Origin of the sequence: Haloarcula salina, assembly GCF_010119195.1 — an archaeon.
GTDB classification, from domain to species: domain Archaea; phylum Halobacteriota; class Halobacteria; order Halobacteriales; family Haloarculaceae; genus Haloarcula; species Haloarcula salina.
Window position 1 is genome coordinate 16,330 of the sequence record NZ_WRXL01000010.1, and the last position, 19,414, is coordinate 35,743.

15 protein-coding genes are annotated in these 19,414 nt (G+C 67.7%); 5 read left to right on the forward strand and 10 right to left on the reverse strand.

Annotated features, from left to right (window positions below):
• Positions 1–54: 54 nt before the first annotated feature.
• From GM656_RS18755 to GM656_RS18780, 6 genes are all read right to left on the reverse strand, one after another.
• On the reverse strand, positions 55–1,218 hold the full coding sequence (locus GM656_RS18755) for a branched-chain amino acid ABC transporter permease (protein ID WP_174243009.1): 1,164 nt from the start codon (positions 1,216–1,218) through the stop codon (positions 55–57).
• Positions 1,219–1,351: 133 nt separating this feature from the next.
• Positions 1,352–2,341 (reverse strand): branched-chain amino acid ABC transporter permease, encoded by a 990-nt coding sequence (locus GM656_RS18760; RefSeq protein ID WP_162415240.1) that lies wholly within the window; start codon positions 2,339–2,341, stop codon positions 1,352–1,354.
• A complete protein-coding gene (locus tag GM656_RS18765; protein WP_162415241.1) occupies positions 2,338–3,036 on the reverse strand; it encodes an ABC transporter ATP-binding protein in 699 nt (232 codons plus the stop codon). The genes GM656_RS18760 and GM656_RS18765 overlap by 4 nt, the downstream gene beginning before the upstream one ends.
• A complete protein-coding gene (locus GM656_RS18770; RefSeq protein WP_162415242.1) occupies positions 3,033–3,842 on the reverse strand; it encodes an ABC transporter ATP-binding protein in 810 nt (269 codons plus the stop codon). The genes GM656_RS18765 and GM656_RS18770 overlap by 4 nt, the downstream gene beginning before the upstream one ends.
• A gap of 3 nt (positions 3,843–3,845) precedes the next feature.
• Positions 3,846–5,270: an ABC transporter substrate-binding protein gene (locus GM656_RS18775; protein WP_162415243.1), complete on the reverse strand. Its 1,425-nt coding sequence runs from the start codon at positions 5,268–5,270 to the stop codon at positions 3,846–3,848.
• Positions 5,271–5,351: 81 nt separating this feature from the next.
• Positions 5,352–6,056: a helix-turn-helix domain-containing protein gene (locus GM656_RS18780; RefSeq protein ID WP_162415244.1), complete on the reverse strand. Its 705-nt coding sequence runs from the start codon at positions 6,054–6,056 to the stop codon at positions 5,352–5,354.
• 152 nt (positions 6,057–6,208) lie between these two features.
• Between GM656_RS18780 and ppc the strand changes: the two genes are divergently transcribed.
• Both ppc and GM656_RS18790 read left to right on the forward strand, forming a co-directional pair.
• Positions 6,209–8,905: a phosphoenolpyruvate carboxylase gene (gene ppc / locus GM656_RS18785; RefSeq protein ID WP_162415245.1), complete on the forward strand. Its 2,697-nt coding sequence runs from the start codon at positions 6,209–6,211 to the stop codon at positions 8,903–8,905.
• A 106-nt stretch (positions 8,906–9,011) separates the two neighbouring features.
• Complete coding sequence (locus tag GM656_RS18790) at positions 9,012–9,461, forward strand: universal stress protein (RefSeq protein WP_162415246.1); 450 nt, start codon at positions 9,012–9,014, stop codon at positions 9,459–9,461.
• A 37-nt stretch (positions 9,462–9,498) separates the two neighbouring features.
• Here GM656_RS18790 and GM656_RS18795 read toward each other — a convergent pair whose 3' ends face one another.
• Genes GM656_RS18795 through glpA form a run of 3 tightly spaced genes read right to left on the reverse strand, consistent with a single transcriptional unit; the run spans position 9,499 to position 13,860 of the window.
• Entirely contained in the window at positions 9,499–10,872 is a 1,374-nt protein-coding gene (locus GM656_RS18795; RefSeq protein ID WP_162415247.1) for an anaerobic glycerol-3-phosphate dehydrogenase subunit C, read from the reverse strand.
• Positions 10,869–12,143 carry a glycerol-3-phosphate dehydrogenase subunit GlpB gene (glpB, locus tag GM656_RS18800; RefSeq protein ID WP_162415248.1) on the reverse strand — a complete coding sequence of 425 codons (1,275 nt, stop codon included), beginning with the start codon at positions 12,141–12,143 and terminating at the stop codon, positions 10,869–10,871. Before glpB ends, GM656_RS18795 begins: the two co-directional genes overlap by 4 nt.
• Positions 12,133–13,860: an anaerobic glycerol-3-phosphate dehydrogenase subunit GlpA gene (glpA, locus tag GM656_RS18805; protein WP_162415249.1), complete on the reverse strand. Its 1,728-nt coding sequence runs from the start codon at positions 13,858–13,860 to the stop codon at positions 12,133–12,135. Before glpA ends, glpB begins: the two co-directional genes overlap by 11 nt.
• A 551-nt stretch (positions 13,861–14,411) precedes the next feature.
• Here glpA and glpK point away from each other — a divergent pair.
• The 3 genes from glpK to GM656_RS18820 all read left to right on the forward strand — a co-directional run bounded on the left by glpK (position 14,412) and on the right by GM656_RS18820 (position 18,291).
• Entirely contained in the window at positions 14,412–15,944 is a 1,533-nt protein-coding gene (gene glpK, locus GM656_RS18810; protein ID WP_162415250.1) for a glycerol kinase GlpK, read from the forward strand.
• Between the two features lie 3 nt (positions 15,945–15,947).
• Entirely contained in the window at positions 15,948–17,051 is a 1,104-nt protein-coding gene (locus tag GM656_RS18815) for a hypothetical protein (RefSeq protein WP_162415251.1), read from the forward strand.
• A gap of 64 nt (positions 17,052–17,115) precedes the next feature.
• On the forward strand, positions 17,116–18,291 hold the full coding sequence (locus GM656_RS18820) for a Cdc6/Cdc18 family protein (protein ID WP_162415252.1): 1,176 nt from the start codon (positions 17,116–17,118) through the stop codon (positions 18,289–18,291).
• Between the two features lie 17 nt (positions 18,292–18,308).
• Here the strand turns inward: GM656_RS18820 and GM656_RS18825 are convergent, their stop codons facing one another.
• Positions 18,309–19,280, reverse strand: coding sequence for an ROK family protein (locus GM656_RS18825; RefSeq protein ID WP_162415253.1), 972 nt, complete (start codon positions 19,278–19,280; stop codon positions 18,309–18,311).
• Positions 19,281–19,414 lie beyond the last annotated feature (134 nt).

The following is a 19,414-nucleotide window of genomic DNA, read 5'->3' on the forward strand; positions in this document are numbered from 1 at the left end:
GCGAGACGAGAGCCGTCGGTACGCCGTCGCGCTCGGTCGTCGCGTTCGCCCCCGTCATCGGTCGTCACCCCAGATTCTCGCGGGGACCGCCTCGGCGAACGTACCGCCGACGCGCGAGCGCAGCGTCCCGAGCAGGCCGTCGGGGACGTAGAGGACGAACAGGACGAACACGATGCCGACGTAGAGGCTCGCGTGCCCGTTCAACAGCAGGTCGATGAGCCCGCCGACGGTCTCGTTTCCGACGACAGCGGCGTCGAGCGTCTCCTGGCCGAGGAGCGCCCGGAGGTACGGGAGCAGGCCGCCGCCCTGCCCGGCCGGCGAGAGGAACTCCCGGACCGTCTCGTCGAACAGGCGACCGTAGAGCGGGCCGGCGAGCGTACCGAACCCGCCGATGATGCTGGCGAGCAGGGCGTCGCCGGTGACGAGGAAGTAAAACGAGTTCTCCGGGCTGGCCGAGCGCCGGAAGCCGGCGAACAGGCCGCCGGCGACCGCCGCGAAGAAGCCGCTGATGGCGAACGCGCCGAGCTTGTACAGGTACGTGTTGTAGCCCACCGCGACCGCGCGCTCCTCGTTCTCGCGGATGGCGAGCAGGACGCGACCGAACGGCGAGTGTATGATGCGCTGCATCGCGAAGTAACAGCCCAGCACGACGAGCCCGACCATGTAGTACGAGACGGCCGTACTGGACAGCGTCGACCCGAGCAGCGACACCTCGTCGCCGGTCAGCACGCCGATGGCGAGCGATAGCTGGTCGACGCCGGGGACGCCGATCTGGAAGCCCTCGACGTGCGAGGGGCCGACGGCGGGGCCGTCGCGGGGGTTGTTCGCCACGTAGTCCCACCCGCGGACGAACACGTACAGCACCTGGGCGAACCCGAGCGTGATCATCGCGAAGTAGACGCCCGAGAGCCGGAAGGAGACGAGGCCGACGAGTATCGCCAGCACGACGGCGAGGAGGCCGCCGACCAGGAGCGACAGCATGAACGGCGTGCCCGGCCCGAGCAGGGGAACCTTCCCGTTCGCGACGAGGATGACGGTGTACGCGCCGGTGCCGTAGAAGACGGCGTGGCCGAACGAGAGGTAGCCGGTGTAGCCGCTGACGAAGTCGAAGGAGATGGCGAACAGGCCGAAGTACAGCACGCCGACCATCGTCTCGACCGTCGGCAGCAGCGTCTGGGCCTCCGCGCTGACCGGCGAGTTCAGGAGGACGTCGTACACCGCTGGGTAGAGGGCGAGGGCCGCGATGACCAGGATGTGCGCGACGTGGTCCCGGAGGTACGCCTTCGGCCACGCCGTCTCGGTCGCCGTCGCCGCGCCGGCCGCGGCGTCGGTGTCCGACTCGGTCTCGGTGCTAATGGCCCCCCACCTCCTCGACGCCGAACAGGCCCTGCGGGCGGACGATGAGCGTCACCACGAGGACCAGAAAGAGGACCAGTTCGGGCAGGCCCGTGAACTCGATGGCGTTCTGGAACCACCACGTCGTCACCGCGTCGGTCATGCCGACGACGAGCGCGGCGACGACGGTGCCCCGGAAGGTGCCGAGGCCGCCGACGATGACGACGATGAACGCGGGCAGGAGCGTCTCGGCCGCAAGCGGCACGGACGCGCCCCACGTCGGGTCCCACATCAGGAGCGTGCCCGCCGCGCCCGCGAGGCCGATGCCGAGCGCGAAGACCACGGTGAAGACCTGGCGCACGTCGATGCCGAGCGCAGACGCCATCTCGGCGTCCTCGCTGCCGGCGCGGATGTACAGGCCGTACCGGGTCTTCGTGAGGAACGCCCAGATGCCCGCGACGGTGAGCGTCCCGAGCAGGATCTGGAACATCGCCATCCAGCCGACGCTGACCGGGCCGAGCGCGACCGGCTCGCGGAGGAACTGCGGCTTGGTCGCCAGCGCCGCCTGCCAGTCCGAGATCGGCTGGAGCCCGTACACGTCGAGGACGATGCGGACGACCTCCTCGATGACCAGCGTCAGCCCGAAGGTCAGCAGGATCTGGTAGATCGGCGGCCGGTCGTACAGCGGGCGGATGATCGTCGTCTCGATGGCCCCGCCCAGGACCGAAAGCAGCGCGAAGGCGACGACGACAGCGACGAAGAACAGCGCGAGTCGCGTCAGCGGGGGCGTGCCGCCGGAGACCGTGACGACCATCAGGAGGCCGCCGAGGTACGCGCCGACCATCGTCAGCGAGCCGTGCGCGAAGTTCAGGACGCCCATCAGGCCGAAGATCAGCGTGAGGCCGCTCGCGATCATCACGTACAGCGCGGACTTCGCGAGCCCGTTGACCACGACGCCGCCGAGTTCGCTCACCGTCAGGAAGTCCGCGAGCGCTTCGAGTATCATGCCGACAGGTACCTCCTGAAGCGCTCGTCGTCGGCCGAGACGGCCGCCGTCTCGCCCTCGTCGACCACGCGGCCCTTGTCGAGGATGTAGAAGCGGTCGGCCAGGTCGAGCGCCAGCGGGAGGTTCTGCTCGACCAGCAGCATGGTCACGTCCTCGCTGGCCCGCGAGAGCGCCTCCGCCACGTCGGCGACGATCTGCGGGGCCAGCCCCTCGCTCGGCTCGTCGACGAGCAGCAGGTCGTTGTCGCCGACGAGCCCGCGAGCGATGGCGAGCATCTGCTGTTGGCCGCCCGACAGCGTCCCGGCGTCCTGTCCCCGGCGCTCTTCGAGGATGGGGAACGACTCGAAGGCCAGGTCGAGGCCGGCGGCCACGTCCCCGGGCTCGGGAATCGCGGCCCGGAGGTTCTCCTCGACGGTCAGCTGGCCGAAGATGCGGCGGTCCTCGGGAATCCAGCCGAGGCCGCGGGCCGCCACGTCGTGGGTCTCCAGGCCGACCAGCGACTCGCCGCGGAAGGTGATCTCGCCTTCCCGGGGCGGCGTCAGTTGCAGTATCGTCCGGAGCGTCGTCGTCTTGCCGACGCCGTTGCGTCCGGCGAGCGCGACCACTTCGCCCTCCGACACGTCGAGGTCGACGCCCTCGAGGATGTGGCTGTCGCCGTAGTAGGTGTGGACGCCGGCGAGTTCGAGGACGCTCACGCGGTTCCCCCCTCCGAGTCGGGGCCGGACTCGGCGTCCGCGCCGTCGATCAGACTGCCCGGTTCGTAGCCGCCGAGGTACGCCGACTGCACGTCGGGGTTCGCGCGGACCTCGGCGGGCGGGCCGTCGGCGATGACCGCGCCCTGGTGTAACACCACGACGCGGTCGGAGACGCCCATCACGATGTCCATGTTGTGTTCGACCAGCAGGACCGGGTAGTCCTCCGCGACGCTCTCGATGAGGTCGCGTATCTCGTCGACGCTCTCCGAGGAGACGCCCGCGTTGGGCTCGTCGAGCAGGAGGACGGCGGGGTCGCCGGCCAGCGCGATTGCGACTTCGAGCTTTCGCTTCGCGCCGTGGCTCAGCGTGCTCGCGTGGTCGTCGGCCCGTTCCGTCAGACCCACGCGGTCGAGGATCTCGTGGGCGCGCTCGGCGAACTCGTCGTAGTGGTCGACGTTGCGCCAGAACGTCCTCGCGTCGCCGCTGTGGGCCTGCTCGGCCACGCGGACGTTCTCCAGCACCGTGCTGTTCGGGAAGACGTTCGTCACCTGGTAGGAGCGGTGCAGCCCCCGGCTGGCGGTCTCGTGGGGCGCGGCGTCGGTGACGTCCTCCCAGTCCGACTCCCGGCGGAGTTCGACCGACCCCGCGGTCGGCGTCAGCGTCCCGGTGAGCAGATTGAAGAACGTCGTCTTCCCGGCCCCGTTCGGGCCGATGAGCGAGCAGAGCTCGTGGTCGAGTTCGAAGTCCACGTCGTCGACGGCGGTGAGGCCGCCGAACTCCTTGGTCAGTCCCTGTGTCCTGAGCATGGCCTACAGAGAGCAGCCCATCTGGTCGCTGTCGGCCGGGATCGTCGTCTCGTCCTGCTCGATGCGAGCCAGCGGTTGGCTCGGCATGACGGCCGCGCCCCAGTTGTCGGCCCACTCGTCGGTGGTCGGCGTGAGGTCCGCGACGGTCATCGCCGAGCGCGCCTGGTTGTTGTACTCCTGGAAGGTGTAGCCGCCCTCGCCCTTCGGCGTGTCCGTGACGGTCATCCCCTTCAGGGCGTCGGCCACGTCCGCGCCCGCCGTCGACCCGCTCTCCCGGACCGCCTGGTGAATGGCCGACGCGGCGGTGAACGTCCCCGAGGTGAACAGGTCCGGGACCACGCCGTAGGTCCCGGTGTAGCTCTCGACGAAGGCGTCGTTGATCGGGTTGTCGTACTGGTTCCAGTGGTACCGCGTCGTGAAGGGACCGAGCTTCGACTGCTGGATCTTCTCGTCGGTCAGCGGTTCGCCGAGGACGCTCTGCATCGTCCCGCCGACGACGCTGTTGGTGATGCGAGTCGCCAGCCCGCCGAACACCCGGTAGGAGTAGTCCCCCGAGAGGAAGGCGTTGAACATCGCCGGCAGCGTCGCGACGGTGAAGCCGCCGACGACGCCCTCGGCCCCCGCCTGCTCGGCGTTTTCGAGCAGGCCGTCCCACTCGGCGTAGCCCTGCTCGACGAACCGCTCGCCGACGATGTCGACGCCTTCGGCCTCAAGCACCGACCGATAGTTGTTGACGACCGCGCGTCCGAAGCTGTAGTCCGCGCCGAACAGGTACACCGAGGACACGTCCGTCTCGCGGGCGACGTACTTCCCGCCCGAGCGCGCGTCCATCGCGGTGTTCTCGCTCGACCGGTAGACGAGGTCGCTGCAGGTCTCGGAGTTGGACGTGATGTCCGCCGACGCCGCCGGCCCGAGCATGATGGGGACCTGCGCCTGATTGACGACCGTCGTGACGACGCGACTCGCCACCGCCGAGGAGGTACAGCCCGCCAACAGGTCCACGTCCTGGTTCTCGACGAGGTTCGTCGCGGCCGTCTGTGCCGTGTCGGCGGAGAACTCCGTGTCGCGGACGAGCAGCCGGTACTCCGTGTCGCCGACCGTCATCGTCACCTCGCCGGTCCCGGGGTCCGACGGCGGGTCCGCGTCGGCCTTGTAGGCCAGCCCCGAGAGGAAGCCCCACAGCGCCTGGTCGCCGTAGTACTTCAGGTCGCCAGACCGGGGCTGTAACATCCCGATGGTGACGGTCTGGGACGAGCCCCCGCCCGTCGATTCGCCGTCGGTCGCAGTCGATCCGCCGTCCGTCGACCCGCCGTCGTTGGAGTTCCCTGGCTCTGTCATGGATGAGTCGTCACCGACGCAGCCGCCGAGTCCCGCGACACCGACACCGAGCGCACCGAGGACGCGCCTCCGTGTGGCCGTATCCTGCATAACAGATAATCGTAGACTCGCGACCCACATAGTGGGCCGAGTTAACATGTTAACGCTGGAGAACGGGAGCCGCGGTCCGGCTCAGGAGTCGATGTCGTCGAGCGCCTCGACGACGCGCTCGATGAGCTTTCGCTCCCCGCGCCGGAGGTTCTTCGAGACGGCCGGCTTGGACACGCCGAAGGAGTCCGCGAGCGAACCGAGCGTCGCGTCGCGGGGCGACTCGAAGTAGCCCTCGGAGACCGCCCGTTCGAGCGTCTCGCGCTCGGTGTCCGAGAGGTCGCGACAGCCGTCGACGAGCGTCATCGCCGCGCCGGCGTTCTGCACGAGGTCCTGCACCTGCGGGAGCGTGGTCGCCGTCCGCTCGACCACGTCGTACTCGTTGTCCCGGTCCAGTTCCGAGAGCGTCGTGTCGGCGTCGCGGCCGCGGTCGAAGCCCACGTGCCAGATCTCGCTTCCCTCCTCGATGTGGAACGGGCCGGTGATGTAGCCGCCGTTGTCCCGGATGGTGTGCATCGCCGCCGTCTCTTCGATGGTCGTCTTGATGTGGGCCGCCTCGCCCTCGCGGCGCAGCAGCGAGCAGTCGTGCATGTTCTCGTGGGCGCGGAGCGCGTCCAGCCCGGTGTCGAGCACGCCCGCGTCCTCGGCCTCGACGACCATGCGGGTGTCGAGTTCGCGTGCGCGCTCGTCGAAGTCCCAGTGGACGGCCGCGAACGCGACGCTGTGATCGGCCGTCGTGTCGATGAACGGGCAGTCGTACTGCTCCATGTCCAGGGCGATGTCGATCATTGGCGATCCACGGTGTGACGCGACCTTTCGAGCGGTGTGGTAATGAAATACACGATTATTAATACTTATATCCCAGCGGTATCTATAACGAATTTCCATCCGCTATACCCCGATTCAATAGTGTTTTAGGGCTCCGTTCGGGAGAGAGTGGTATGACTTTGCACGCCAGAGAAATTAACCAGGACGTACGGGAGCTTGGTGCCCTCCTCGGAGAGGTCCTGGAAGCACAGTCGTCGACGGAGGCGTTCGAAGAGGTCGAAACGATTCGGACCTCCAGCATCGACTACCGACGGGGAGACGCGGAGACGCGGGAAGCCGTCCACGAGGCGCTGGACCGACTGAATCCGGAGACACAAGACATCATCGCCCGCGCGTTCACGACCTACTTCGAACTCATCAACCTCGCAGAGGAGCGCGAGCGCGTCCGCGAGATCCGTGAAGGGAGCCAGGAGGGTGTCCTCGCCGACAGCGTCGAGGAGGCCGTCCGCGACCTCGCCGACCGCGGCGTCGACGCCGACGACGTCGAGGACGTCCTCGAAGACGTGCTGATCGAGCCGACGTTCACGGCCCACCCGACCGAGGCTCGCCGGAAGACCGTGAAGGCGAAGCTCCGGTCGGTCGCCCGCGACATCGAACAGCTCGACGAGGTCCGCCTGACCGACCGCGAGGAGGAGCGCATCGAGCGCGACCTCGCCGCGGAGGTAACGAGCCTCTGGCAGACCCCGCAGGTCCGTGACCGTCGGCCCGAGGTCACCGACGAGGCGCTGAACGTCCAGTGGTACCTGGAGAACGTCCTCTTCGACGTGATCGACGAGGTGTACGACGAGCTCGAACGGACCCTCGAAGACGTCTACGACGAGGACGTCGACGTCGACACGCTCTACGAGTTCCGGTCGTGGGCCGGCTCCGACCGCGACGGCAACCCCTTCGTGACGACCGACGTGACCGAGGAGACGCTGGAGCGCCAGCGCGAGACCGTCCTCCCGCTGTACCGCGACAAGCTCAAGGAGCTCTCCGGCGTGCTCAGCCAGGACGCCGCGAACATCTCGACCGACGCGACGTTCGACGAGCGGCTGAACCGTCACAAGACGAAGCTCCCCGGCGTCGCCAGCGAGGCCGAGGAGCGCTACCCCGACGAGCCCTACCGCCAGAAGCTCCGGCTGATGCGCGAGTCCATCGTCCGCGTCGGCGACGTGCGCCAGGGCGGATACGAGGACGACGAGGAACTGCTCGCCGACCTCGAGGTCATCGCCGACAGCCTCCGGCAGAACGACGCCGTGGTCCTCGCCGAGGCCCACGTCGACCCGCTGATCCGCAAGGTCGAGACGTTCGGCTTCAGCCTCGCGAGCCTCGACCTCCGGGACCACCGCAAGATGCACACCGACGCCATCGCCGAGTCCGTCGACCGGCAGGGCATCGACTACGCCGGCATGGACGAAGACGAGCGCGTCGAGTTCCTGACGGAGGCCATCCTGCAGGACAACACGGTCATCGACATGGCGGACACGGAGGGGCTCTCGGACGACGCCACGCGGGTCCTCAACCGCTTCCGCGCGACCGCCGACTGGCAGAACGAGTTCGGCATGGACGCCATCGACACCTACGCCATCAGCTGGTGCGAGGAGCCGAGCCACGCCCTCGAGGTGCTGTTCCTCGCCGACCAAGTCGACATCGTCGACCTGCCGGGCTACTGCGGCTTCGACATCGTTCCCCTGCTGGAGTCCGAGTACGCCCTCTCCGGTGCGCGCCGCATCATGGGCACGCTGTTCGAGAACGAGGCGTACTCGCAGGCCCTCGAGGCCCGGAACAACGTCCAGGAGATCATGCTGGGCTACTCCGACTCCAACAAGGAGAACGGCTTCCTCGCCGCGAACTGGTCGCTGTACAACAACCAGAAGCGCCTGGCCGACATCACGAACGACTACGACGTGGACATGCGCCTGTTCCACGGCCGCGGCGGCTCCATTTCCCGCGGCGGCGGCCCGATGAACGACGCCATGCTCGCGCTCCCGAACGAGACGGTCACCGGCCAGATCAAGTTCACCGAGCAGGGCGAGGCCATCGCCGAGAAGTACGCCAACCCGGACATCGCCGAGCGAAACCTCGAACAGATGCTCAACGCCCAGATCCGGGCGCGCCAGAACGCCGTCGAGGAGCCGGTCGAGGAGATCCCCGACGAGTGGAGCGAGGCGATGGAGACCGCCGCGGACGCCGCCCGCGAGGAGTACCAGAACCTCCTGGAAACCGACGGCTTCGTCGAGTTCTTCGAGCAGGCGACGCCGATCACCGTCATCGAGAACCTCAACATGGGCTCGCGGCCCGCCTCCCGCAGCGAGGACCGCAACGTCGACGATCTGCGCGCGATCCCGTGGGTGTTCTCCTGGACGCAAGCGCGCTGTATCATCCCCGGGTGGTACTCCATCGCCACCGGGCTGGACGCGTACCTGGACAACGGCGGCGACATGGAGACGCTCCAGGAGATGTACGAGAACTGGCCGTTCTTCCGGACGAAGCTCGACAACGCGTCGCTCGCACTGGCCCGAACGGACCTCGAAATCGCCCGTGAGTACGCCGACCTCGCCGACCCGGACCTCCGGGAACGCATCTTCCCGCGGCTCGTCTCGGAGTACGAGGAGACGGTCGAGAAGGTCCTCGAGATCAGCGGGCAGGACGGCCTGCTCTCCCGCGACTGGCTGGAGGAGAACCTCGAACGCCGAAACCCCTACGTGGACCCGCTGAACCTCCTGCAGGTCCGACTGCTCAAGCAGTCCCACCGCACCGAGACCGAGAAACGGACCCTCCGGCTGACGGTGCAGGGAATCGCCGCCGGGATGAAGAACACCGGGTAACCTCGTCGGGAGGAACAACACCGGGAAATCGCCATCCGACGCGGCGCCCTTCCGTCGAAGTAGAAACCATCGAAGGTTTTACTGTTTGTCCCGCGGAGTTGTCGGTATGGCGTTAGAAACCGTTCTTCTGGCAGTTGGCCCGAACGACGCGGACCGTATCGACGAACTCGCAGACGCCGTGACAGACATCGCCGGCCCGGCCGGGGCCGAGGTCGTTGTCGCACACGTCTTCACCGACGACGAGTACGGCAACGTCGTCGAGCGACTGGAGTTCGAGTCCACTGGCGAGGCCGACCCCGACGAAGTCGCCGACCGACACACGACCGTCCGAGAACTCCTCAAACGGTTCCACGACACCGGCCTCGACACGTCGGTACGCGGCGCAGTCGGCAACCACGGCCAGCAGATCGTCGACCTCGCGAAGACGACCGATGCCGACCTCGTCGTCGTCGGCGGCCGCAAGCGCTCGCCGACCGGCAAGGCCGTCTTCGGCTCCACGGCACAGGAAGTCATGCTGAACGCGCCGTGTCCGGTGACGTTCGTCCGCGGCGAGTAGAGCGGCGGCAGTTTTCTCTCGATTCGAGGCGGCGGCGCTACTCGACCAGCGCCGCTTCCAGCAGTTCCAGCGGGTGTCTGATCTCGTAGCCGCTGCCGTGTTCCATCTGCATGGCGCAGGTCGGACACTCGGTCATACCCGTCTCGCCGTCGGCGTCTTCCATGTGCTCGAACATCTCCTCGCCGATCTGCATGGACTTCTCGTACTTCTCCTCCTTCCAGCCGTAGGTCCCCGAGATGCCCGAACAGGAGTCGCCCACGTCCTCGACGCCGACGCCGTCCAGGTCGCGGAACAGTTCGACGGCCTGGCGGTCCAGCCCCTGATTACGCGAGTGACACGGGGCGTGGTACGCGAACTCCTCGGCCAGGTCGCCGTCCACCTCGGCCTCGCGGACCTCCTCGCGCAGGTCCTCGTGGATGCGCAGATATTCGACGGCCTCGAAGGTGTTCGCGGCGACTTTCTCGATACCGTCGATGTCGAAGAGTTCCGGGTACTCCTGGCGAAGCGCCATCGAACAGGAGGTACAGGACGCGATGGCGTCGTAGCCCCGCTCGACGAGGTCCGACATCGAGGAGACGTTCACCTCGGCGTGGCGGCGGGCGTCGTCGAGCATCCCGTTGGCGAACATCGGCGTGCCCGAGCACTTCTGCTCGGGAGCCACGACCTCGTAGCCGAACGCCTCGTAGAGGCGGACCATCGCCTTGCCGACCTCGGTGGTGTTGTAGTTCGAGTAACAGCCGTGGAAGTACGCGACCTTCTTGTCGGCGTCTTCGGGGAGTCCGCGGCGGTTTCGCGCCGCCTTCGCGTTCTCCCGGGAGGTCGCCTGCCCGCCGCGCTCTGCCCACCACTCGCGGAAGGTCTGCCGTGCGAACTCGGGGAAGTCGCGCTCGCTGGTGACGCCGAGCGTCTTTTCCATCACCCACCGGGCGGGACCGAAGTTCATCGCGAAGTTCGCCAGCCGCGGGACCTTGCTCGCGAAGAACGCCGACGTGCGGTAGTTCGCGAGGATGCGATTGCGGACGTACTCGACGGAGAGCTTGTCCATCTGCTCGCTGACGTACTCCCCGCGGGCGGTGTTGTGCATCTGGCTGAGCGGGACGCCCGACGGGCAGGCGTTGTCACAGCGCATGCAGTTCGAGCAGTCCATCACCGAGTCGTCGACGGTGTAGTCGTCGTCGGTCTGCTTCAGCCGCCACTGCTCGGGGCCCTGGAACTTCGGGCCGGGGAAGTCGTCGTCGACCGCCGCGACCGGGCAGTTCGTGTCGCAGGTCGCGCACTTGTAGCAGGAGTCCGCGCCGGGGCGGAGGTCGAAGTCGTCGCTGTCGGGGAACACGTCGACCGGCTCGAAGTCCTCCCCCGTGTTCGGTGCAACCGGGTCGAAGTCTGTGTCTGGTGATTCGGCGTCGCTCATCGTGCCTCCTGTGCGGCGCGCTGGCCCGCCGCGTAGCCTGTCGCGATCGAGACGCCGCTGCCGGACTTCTCGGCGGCGAAGTCGTAGCCGCCCAGCACCGAGCCGGCGGCGCGCAGATTGTCGAACTCGGGGCGCTCGCTCGCGTCGAGCGGTCGCAGGTCGTCGTCGGTCGCGACGCCGTAGCGAGCGAACGCGTGGTCGCCGAACAGTTCCGTCTCGAACCAGTCGTAGCGGTCCTCGGCGTGGGGGACGTGGCAGTCGAACACCGGCTCTGAGACGCCCTCGCGGTCGGATTCGATGCCCTTCCCGACGAAGCCGCCCGTCGCGAGGACGTACTGGTCGGCGCTGTTGGGGATTCGAGCCCCGTTCTTCTCGACGAAGACGCGCTCGACGCGGTCGTCGCCGTCGACGTCCACCACGGGGTTGCCGGTCTCGATGCTGACGCCGGCCGCGTCGAGCGCGTCGAACAGCGCGTCTTCGAGTCGGAGCCCGGGCAGCGAGGGCGGCCCCATCGGGACCTCGAACACGTCGACGCCCAGTTTCTCGCCGAGGGCGGCCCGAATCGCACCGGGTTCGTCGTCGCCCAGAATCGCCGGGAAGCCGACGCGCGCCTCGCCTTCGAGCAGCGGGTTCACGCGCTGGGCGAGGGCGTCGCGGGCCGGGACCTTCCGCCCGCGCACCGCGACCTCGCCGTTCGTGTCGAGCAGTTTCGCGTAGCGCGTCACCTTCGCGTCGGCCCGCAGGTCGCCGGGGAACCGGATCGTCTCCCCGCGCACGTCGAACGGGACTCCCGCCGCGCCGAGGTGGGCGGCGACGTGGGGCGCGTCGAAGTCCACCATCTCCTCCACGCCGACGAGCAGGGTGTCCCGGTCGTCGCTCGCGAGGCCGGCGCTCGCCCCGGCCGGGTAGCGCGCGGTCGGCTTGACCGTGCCGCCGTGGGTCGGTAGCAGCGCGTTCGCGTCCGTGTGGCCGCCCTCGTAGGTCGGAACGGCCTCGTCGAACAGCGAGAGCGCATCGCGGACCGTCTCGACGCCGACGGTCCGGTACGGATGACTGTCGGGAAGGGACTGGATGGCCGCGAACGGATCTGTCAGCGGACCGTCGCCGTCGGGCGTGTAGCCGAGCACGTCGACGAGGCCCGAGGCCTGACGCAGCGTGCTCTGCTTGTAGGAGACCAGCCGCACGTCCGCCCCCTCGCGGGCCGCCGACAGCGCGCCGGTGAGGCCGGCGAGGCCGCCGCCGACGACGAGCACGTCCGACTCAATCGCCATCCGTCCCTCCGTCGGCGGCCACGTCCGCGTCGGCGACGCCGCCGGCCCGACTGCGGCCGGCGTCGAACGCCGAGAAGTCGACGGGATCGCCGTCGGCCGGGTCCCGGTCGCGGTTCTGCGTCGTGGCGTGCAGCGCGTAGTTCAGCGCGGCCTGCGAGAGCTGTTCGCCCCACAGCGCGTGTCGCTGGCCCTTCCAGCGCTCCTGGAGCAGTTCGTCCCACGCCTCGCGGACGACGGCCTCGTCGTACTCCGCGTGGAGTTCGCTCGCCATGCGGTGCGAGCAGAAGCCGCCCTGGCAGTTCCCCATCGACGCGCGCGTCCGGATGCGGACAGCGTTGAGGTCCGAGCCCGACCCCTCGATGGCGTCGTGAATCTCCGCGCGCGTGACGCCCTCGCACTCGCAGACGGTCGGATTGGGACCGTCGGTTTTGAGCACCTCGTCGGCTCGCGAACCGAGTCGCTCGACGCTCCGGCGGCCGATGGGCGAGCGCAGGCCGAACTCGTCCATGTAGTCCCGCAGGACCGAGAAGTCCTCGCTGCCGGGCAGCGGCACGTCGGCGGTGCGACAGTCCGCGTCGATGCCGAACTTCCCGCAGACGTGGTCGCTGATCTGCTCGCCCATCATCCGGTAGGTGGTGAACTTCCCGCCGACGATGCTGGTCATGCCGGGCAGATCGTCGCGCTCCTCGTGGTCCAGCAGGAAGAAGTCCCGCGTGATGTCCGTCGGGTCGGTGCTGCCCACGCCCGGCGGTTCGTACAGCGGGCGAACGCCCCAGAATGACCGGATCGTGCGGGCCTCCTGAAGCATCGGGATGAGTTCCGACAGCGTGTCGATCATCATGTCGACCTCCCACTGTTCCTCGGGGTAGTCCTCGGGGTCTTCGACCTCCTCGTCCGTCGTGCCAAGTATCGCCGTCGTCTCGTGGGGCACGACGATGTCCGCGTCGCCCTTCGGTCGGCAGCGGTTGATGACGGTGTCGACCTGCCGGATATTCATGATGGTCATGACGCCCTTGGAGGGGCGGACCTCGATGTCGAGGTCGGCCATGTCGCCGATGCGCCCCGCCCACGCTCCCGTCGCGTTCACGACGTAGTCGGCGCGGATTTCCTCGGTGCCCCCCGCCGTGCCGTGGACGCGCTTGCCCGGCCCCGAGCCGTGTTCGACCTCGATACCGACGATTTCCCCGCGCTCGACGAGGAGGTCGGTGACTTTCGAATGTGTCTCGATGCGCGCGCCGTGTTCCTGCGCGCTCGCGGCGTTCGCCACGACCAGTCGAAACGGGTCGATGGCTCCGTCCGGCACGGAGATCGCCTTGTCGATGTCTTTCGCCAGGTGGGGCTCCATCTGTCGCGCCTCCTCCCCGGTGACCACTTCGGCGGGGATGTCGCACTCCCGACACCCCTCCAGTTTCTCCTCGAAGTACTCCTCGGAGTCCTCGGGGCGCTTGACGAACAGGCCGCCGGTCATCTCGACGCAGTGGCTGGCGATGTCCCGCAGGACGCGGTTCTCCTCGATGCACTCCCTCGCGCTGGCCTGGTCCGAGACGGCGTACCGGCCGCCGCTGTGGAGCAGGCCGTGCATCCGACCGGTGGTCCCGTGCGTGAGGTTTCCCTGCTCGACGAGGGTCACGTCGAGCCCGCGCATCGCCAGGTCCCGGGCGATGCCCGCTCCGGTCGAACCGCCGCCGATGACGGCGATGTGTGGTGTCTGTCCCATCTCTTCGGGAATTCGGAGGCCATCTACTTTACTTTACCGCAGACCAGCCTCGGATAGTAAATTTTCTATTGAATCATGAATGATTGAAACGTACTGGGGCGTGCGACAGACTACCAATCGGGGCGAGACGGCTCCCAGTTCGGGGTCGGTCACGCATCGATTTCCCAAGAATCCAGCCAGAATCGGCCACCAGAGGCACATTCTGAGCTGACCGACGTTGCTTTCGGATTCGGAATTTCGAGTACTGGTAACCGGGCCACCGCCGTAACGATTGTGTATCTTCGCGAGAAGGAGCGCTGAAAACGTCTCCACAGCTACTATCGAGTCGGTCACGATATCCACACGGAACTTCCCGACCGGACGCACGCTCTCGTGCGCGACGCCAACAGCGAGACTGCACGTCCCGACGTTTTCGACCGGTATCGCCGCTCCTGCTGTTCTTTATCGACTAATCCCCACCATCAGTAATCTTTATAATGATTCACTATGTTGTTTACTGGTAAGGTGGTAGCTTCCATAAATAAGCTACCTCCACAACGGAGACAACAACAATGGCAGACACATACGTTGGCGCAATCGACCAGGGGACGACCGGGACCCGCTTCATGGTGTTCGACCACAGCGGGCAGGTCGTCGCGAACGCGTACGAGAAACACGAACAGATCTACCCGGAACCGGGGTGGGTAGAGCACGACCCGATCGAGATCTGGGAGAACACGCAGGAAGTCGTCACGCAGGGGCTCGCCGACGCGGGCCTGGGCGCGGAACAGCTCGAAGCGCTCGGCATCACGAACCAGCGCGAGACGACCGTCGTGTGGGACAAAGAGACCGGCAAGCCGGTACACAACGCGCTGGTCTGGCAGGACCGACGGACCACCGACCGCGTCGAGGAGATCCAGGAAGCGGACAAGGTCGAGTGGATCCGCGGCAAGACCGGGCTGGAGTGTGACGCGTACTTCTCGGCGACGAAGACCGAGTGGATCCTCGACAACGCCGAACCCCTGAAGATGCAGAGCGCACGCGGGGACGACCTCCGCGACCGGGCCGAAGACGGCGAGCTCCTGATGGGGACCATCGACGCGTGGCTCATCTACAAGCTCACCGGCAACCACATCACGGACGTCTCGAACGCCTCGCGGACCATGCTGTACAACATCCACGACATGGAGTGGGACGACGAACTCCTCGAAGAGTTCGGCGTGCCCGAGTCCATGGTCCCCGAGGTCCGCCCGTCCTCCGACGAGAAGCTCTACGGCCACACGGACGCCGACGGCTTCCTCGGCGAGGAAGTGCCCGTCGCGGGCGCGCTGGGCGACCAGCAGGCCGCGATGTTCGGCCAGACCTGCTTCGACGAGGGCGACGCGAAGAACACCTACGGGACCGGTTCGTTCTACCTGATGAACACCGGGAACGAGGCCGTCGAGTCCGACCACGGCCTGCTCACCACGATCGGCTTCCAGATGTCCGGCGAGCCGGTCCAGTACGCCCTCGAAGGCTCCATCTTCATCACCGGCGCGGCCATCGAGTGGCTCGAAGACGTGGACCTCATCAACAACGCCGCCCAGACGGCCGAACTCGCGCGCTCGGTCGACTCGACCGACGGCGTCTATATGGTCCCGGCGTTCACGGGGCTCGGCGCGCCCCACTGGGACGGGCGCGCACGCGGGACCATTGTCGGAATGACTCGGGGGACCCGAAAGGCGCACATCGTCCGCGCGACGCTGGAATCCATCGCGTACCAGACCCGCGACGTGGCCGAGGCCATGGAGGCCGACTCCGGCGTCGAGACCACTTCGCTGCGCGTCGACGGCGGCGCGGTCAAGAACAACTTCCTCTGTCAGCTCCAGTCCGACATCATCCAGACGGACATCGCCCGTCCGGAGGTCGACGAGACCACCGCGCTCGGGTCGGCCTACGCCGCCGGCCTCGCGGTCGGCTACTGGGACACCGTCGACGAACTCCGCGACAACTGGCAGGTCGACGAGGAGTTCTCCCCGGAGATGGAGAGCGGTGAGGCCGACAGGCTGTACTCGCGCTGGGACGACGCCGTCGACCGCTCGCGCGACTGGGCCACGGAGGAGTAAGCGATGATTGAGACCCTCATCCTCCAGCTACCGGTCATCGATATGGGCGTGCCGGACTTCCTGCTCCTGATAATCGCCGCCTTCGCCGGCGGCGCGTTCGGGGCGGCGCTGGGCGCGCTCCCGGCCTTCTGTTTCACCGGCTTCATGGTCATCGCCGGCCAGGCCGTGGCGATCCTCCGGGGCAACATCATCGGAGAACTCGGTGAACTCACCGCGACGGGCGTGACCGGGGCGATCGCCTTCGGGCCCGTGTTCGGCCCGCACGTCTCGTTCGCCGGCGGCGCGGCGGCCGCGGCCTACGCGGCGAAACACGACGGGATGTACGAGCCCGACGAGGGCGACTACCACCCGGCGAAAGACATCGCTTACGCGCTGGGGACCCGTCCCGACATCCTCGCGGTCGGCGGCATCTTCGGCATCTTCGGGATGCTCGTCCGCCAGATCAGCGGCGGCCTCCTGCTTCCGTGGGACCCCATCGCGATGGGCGTCGTCCTCTCGGCGGTCGCCCACCGCATCGTCTTCGGCTACCCGCTGATCGGGGCGGGCGACCGCGGCCTCCTCGACATGTCGCCGTTCGAGAGCGGCGAGAAGCGCGTCGCCACGGACGGCGGGACGACCACTGACGGCGGCACGGCTCAGTCATACAGACTCGCGGTCGAGCCGTGGCTGCCCCACCAGTACAAGTGGGCCAACGTCGCGATGATCGGCGTCGTCACCGGGCTGCTGGGCGGCTGGATCGCCATCCAGACCGGCAGCGCGTTCCTCGGTTTCGGCATCTCCGCGGCCAGCCTGACGTTCCTCAACCTCGGCGTCGAGAAGATCCCGGTCACCCACCACATGACCCTGCCCGCGAGCACGGCCGCGCTGGCCGTCTTCGGCGGGACGCCCGAGACGGGGACGATGGCGGCCGTTATCGCTCTCATCATCGCCGGACTGTTCGGGATGTACGGGGCGCTGCTGGGCGAGGTCATCCAGCGCGTCTTCTACGCGCACTCGGACACCCACTTCGACCCGCCGGCGGCGGCCATCGTCGTCGCGACGCTGACCATCGCGATCCTCGCCATCGTCGGCGTCTTCGGCGGCTCCGCGTGGGTTCCGACGCTGTGACCTCTCGGAACCGGGAGCCTTTATTTATCGCACCAACTGTTACGATACACATCTCATCTGAACGATGGACATCGAAGCGAGAATCAAGCGTCGACAACGCCGGAACGGAGCGCCGCGACTCGTCCGCGACTACGAGTCGCTCTCACCGGTGGTTCACATCGAGGAGCCCGCCGACCGCGGGCCGATCCTCGAACGGCTGCTGGACCACCTCGACCCCGTGTTCGACGGACAGCTCCCACCCAACGCCTACGTCTACGGGCCGAGCGGGTCCGGGAAGTCCGCGGTCGTCACGGCACTGTTCGCCAACCTTGAGCGACTCCCGACCGAACAGCAGGCGATCATCCACACGACGACCCGCGCCCAGCCGCCGACCTCGCCGTCGTTCGTCTACGTCGACGCGCGCCGGACCGCGAGCGAGTTCGCCTTCTATCACGCCGTGCTGGACTCGCTCGTCGAGGACTCGGTCCCGGAACACGGCATCGGCACGGAGACGCTCCGGACGCGGCTCCACGACCTCGTCAGGGAGCAGCGCACCGGCGTCGTCGTCGCGGTCGACCACGTCGGCGAATCGGAGAGCATCGACTCGTCGGAGCTGGTGGACCTCTTCGCCGGCCTCCCGAGCACCGTCAGCTGGCTCGCTATCGGACGCGAGGCCCCCGAGTCGACCGAGCTGACGCGCTACACCGCGACCACGGTCCACATCGAGCCCTACCAGCGCCAGATGCTCGTCGACGTGCTGATGACCCGGACCTCGGACGGCCTCGCCCAGCAGGCCCTCGACCACGGCCTCGCTCGTCGGATCGCCGACTGGGCGGACGGGAACGCCCACGCCGCGCTCGCCGCGCTCTTCATCGCCGCCGAACTGGCACAGCGCGCCGACCAGGACCGGATCACGAAGGCGAACGTCGACGACGCCATCGCCGAGGTGCCCGACCCCTGCGTCTCGCTTGGCGTGGTGCTCGCGCTGCCGGCGAACCGACAGGCCGTCCTCCGAGAACTCGTCGACCTGAGCGAGGAGGAGCGCTCCTCGGTCACGGCGACGACGGAGGCGATCAGCGCCGCCGAGTCGGTCGACCTCTCGCCGGGGACCGTCAAGCGCTTCCTCTACGAGATGGCCGAGTCCGGCGTCGTCGAACGCGTGGCGGCCCGGGCGACGAACGGGCAGGGCCGACCCCCGAGCCGGCTGGAGCCGCGGTTCCCGCCGACGGCGTTCCGTCGGCTCTACGACCTCGGCCAGTAGGAAACCGCAAGCGGGGTTCAGGCCCGCTGCGACGGGTCGCCCGTGCCGCCGGTCAACGCCGCGGCGAGCGCGCCCCGAACCACCACGTCGTCGCCGAACTGGGTCAACTGAATGTCCGGGATGTTCGACATCACCATGTCGTCCAGGTGCTGGCGAATCGGCTCTAGCACCTGTTCGGGGTTGTTGAGCGCGACTGCCCCGCCGACGTAGATGACCAGCGGCGCGTACGAGTGGACGATGTTCGCGACGCCGATGGCGTTCCAGTAGCAGATCTGTTCGAGGACGTGAGTGGCGAAGTCGTCCTCGCCGGCGTACTCGAAGACGTCCGCCGCGGAGAAGTCCTCCGTCTCGATGGGGAGCGCCGTCTCGACGGGGTCCTCGCGGTGGAGCTGTGTCGCGTACCGCGGGATGTTCTCCCCGGAGCAGTACGCCTCCCAGTGGCCGTCGTGCCCGCAACCACAGGTCATGAATCCCTGCGGGTCGATCGTGAGGTGACCGACCTCGCCGGCGTTGCCGTCCCAGCCCGAGAGGATGTTCCCGTCGACGGCGACGCCGGCCCCGACGCCCGAGGAGATGGTGAGATAGACCATGTCGTCGGGGTTCCGATCGGAGTAGAACCGCTCGCCGATGACGCCCGCGTTGGCGTCGTTGTGCAGCGACACCCGGTCGCTATCGATGAGATTCTCGACCGGGCCGGTCAGCGGGATCCGGTCGATGGTATCGGGGAGGTTCGCGGGGTTTTCGACGACGCCTTCGGCGAGATCCAGCGGGCCGAAGGAAGCGATACCGGCGGCAGTCACGTCCGTCGGGTCGACGCCGGCGGCGTCACAGGCCTCGCGGAGCGCGTTCAGGACCGCTTCCGTGACGGCGATCCCCGCTGGCCCGCGCGGCGTTTCAGTCTTGTGTGACGCGACGAGAGAACCGGTCTCGTCACCGATGACGGCGCGGATGTGTGTCGCGCCGAGGTCGACCCCTGCGTAAGCGCCCATGCTGGTCGAAGGGTTGCCCCAGCAATACTTAACTACAAAGATTCTCCTTCGTCTAGCGCTCCCGATCGGCGGCCGAGATGTCCTCGCGGCCGACGGCCTCCTCGTAGACGACGCCCCGTTCGGCGTCCAGCGTC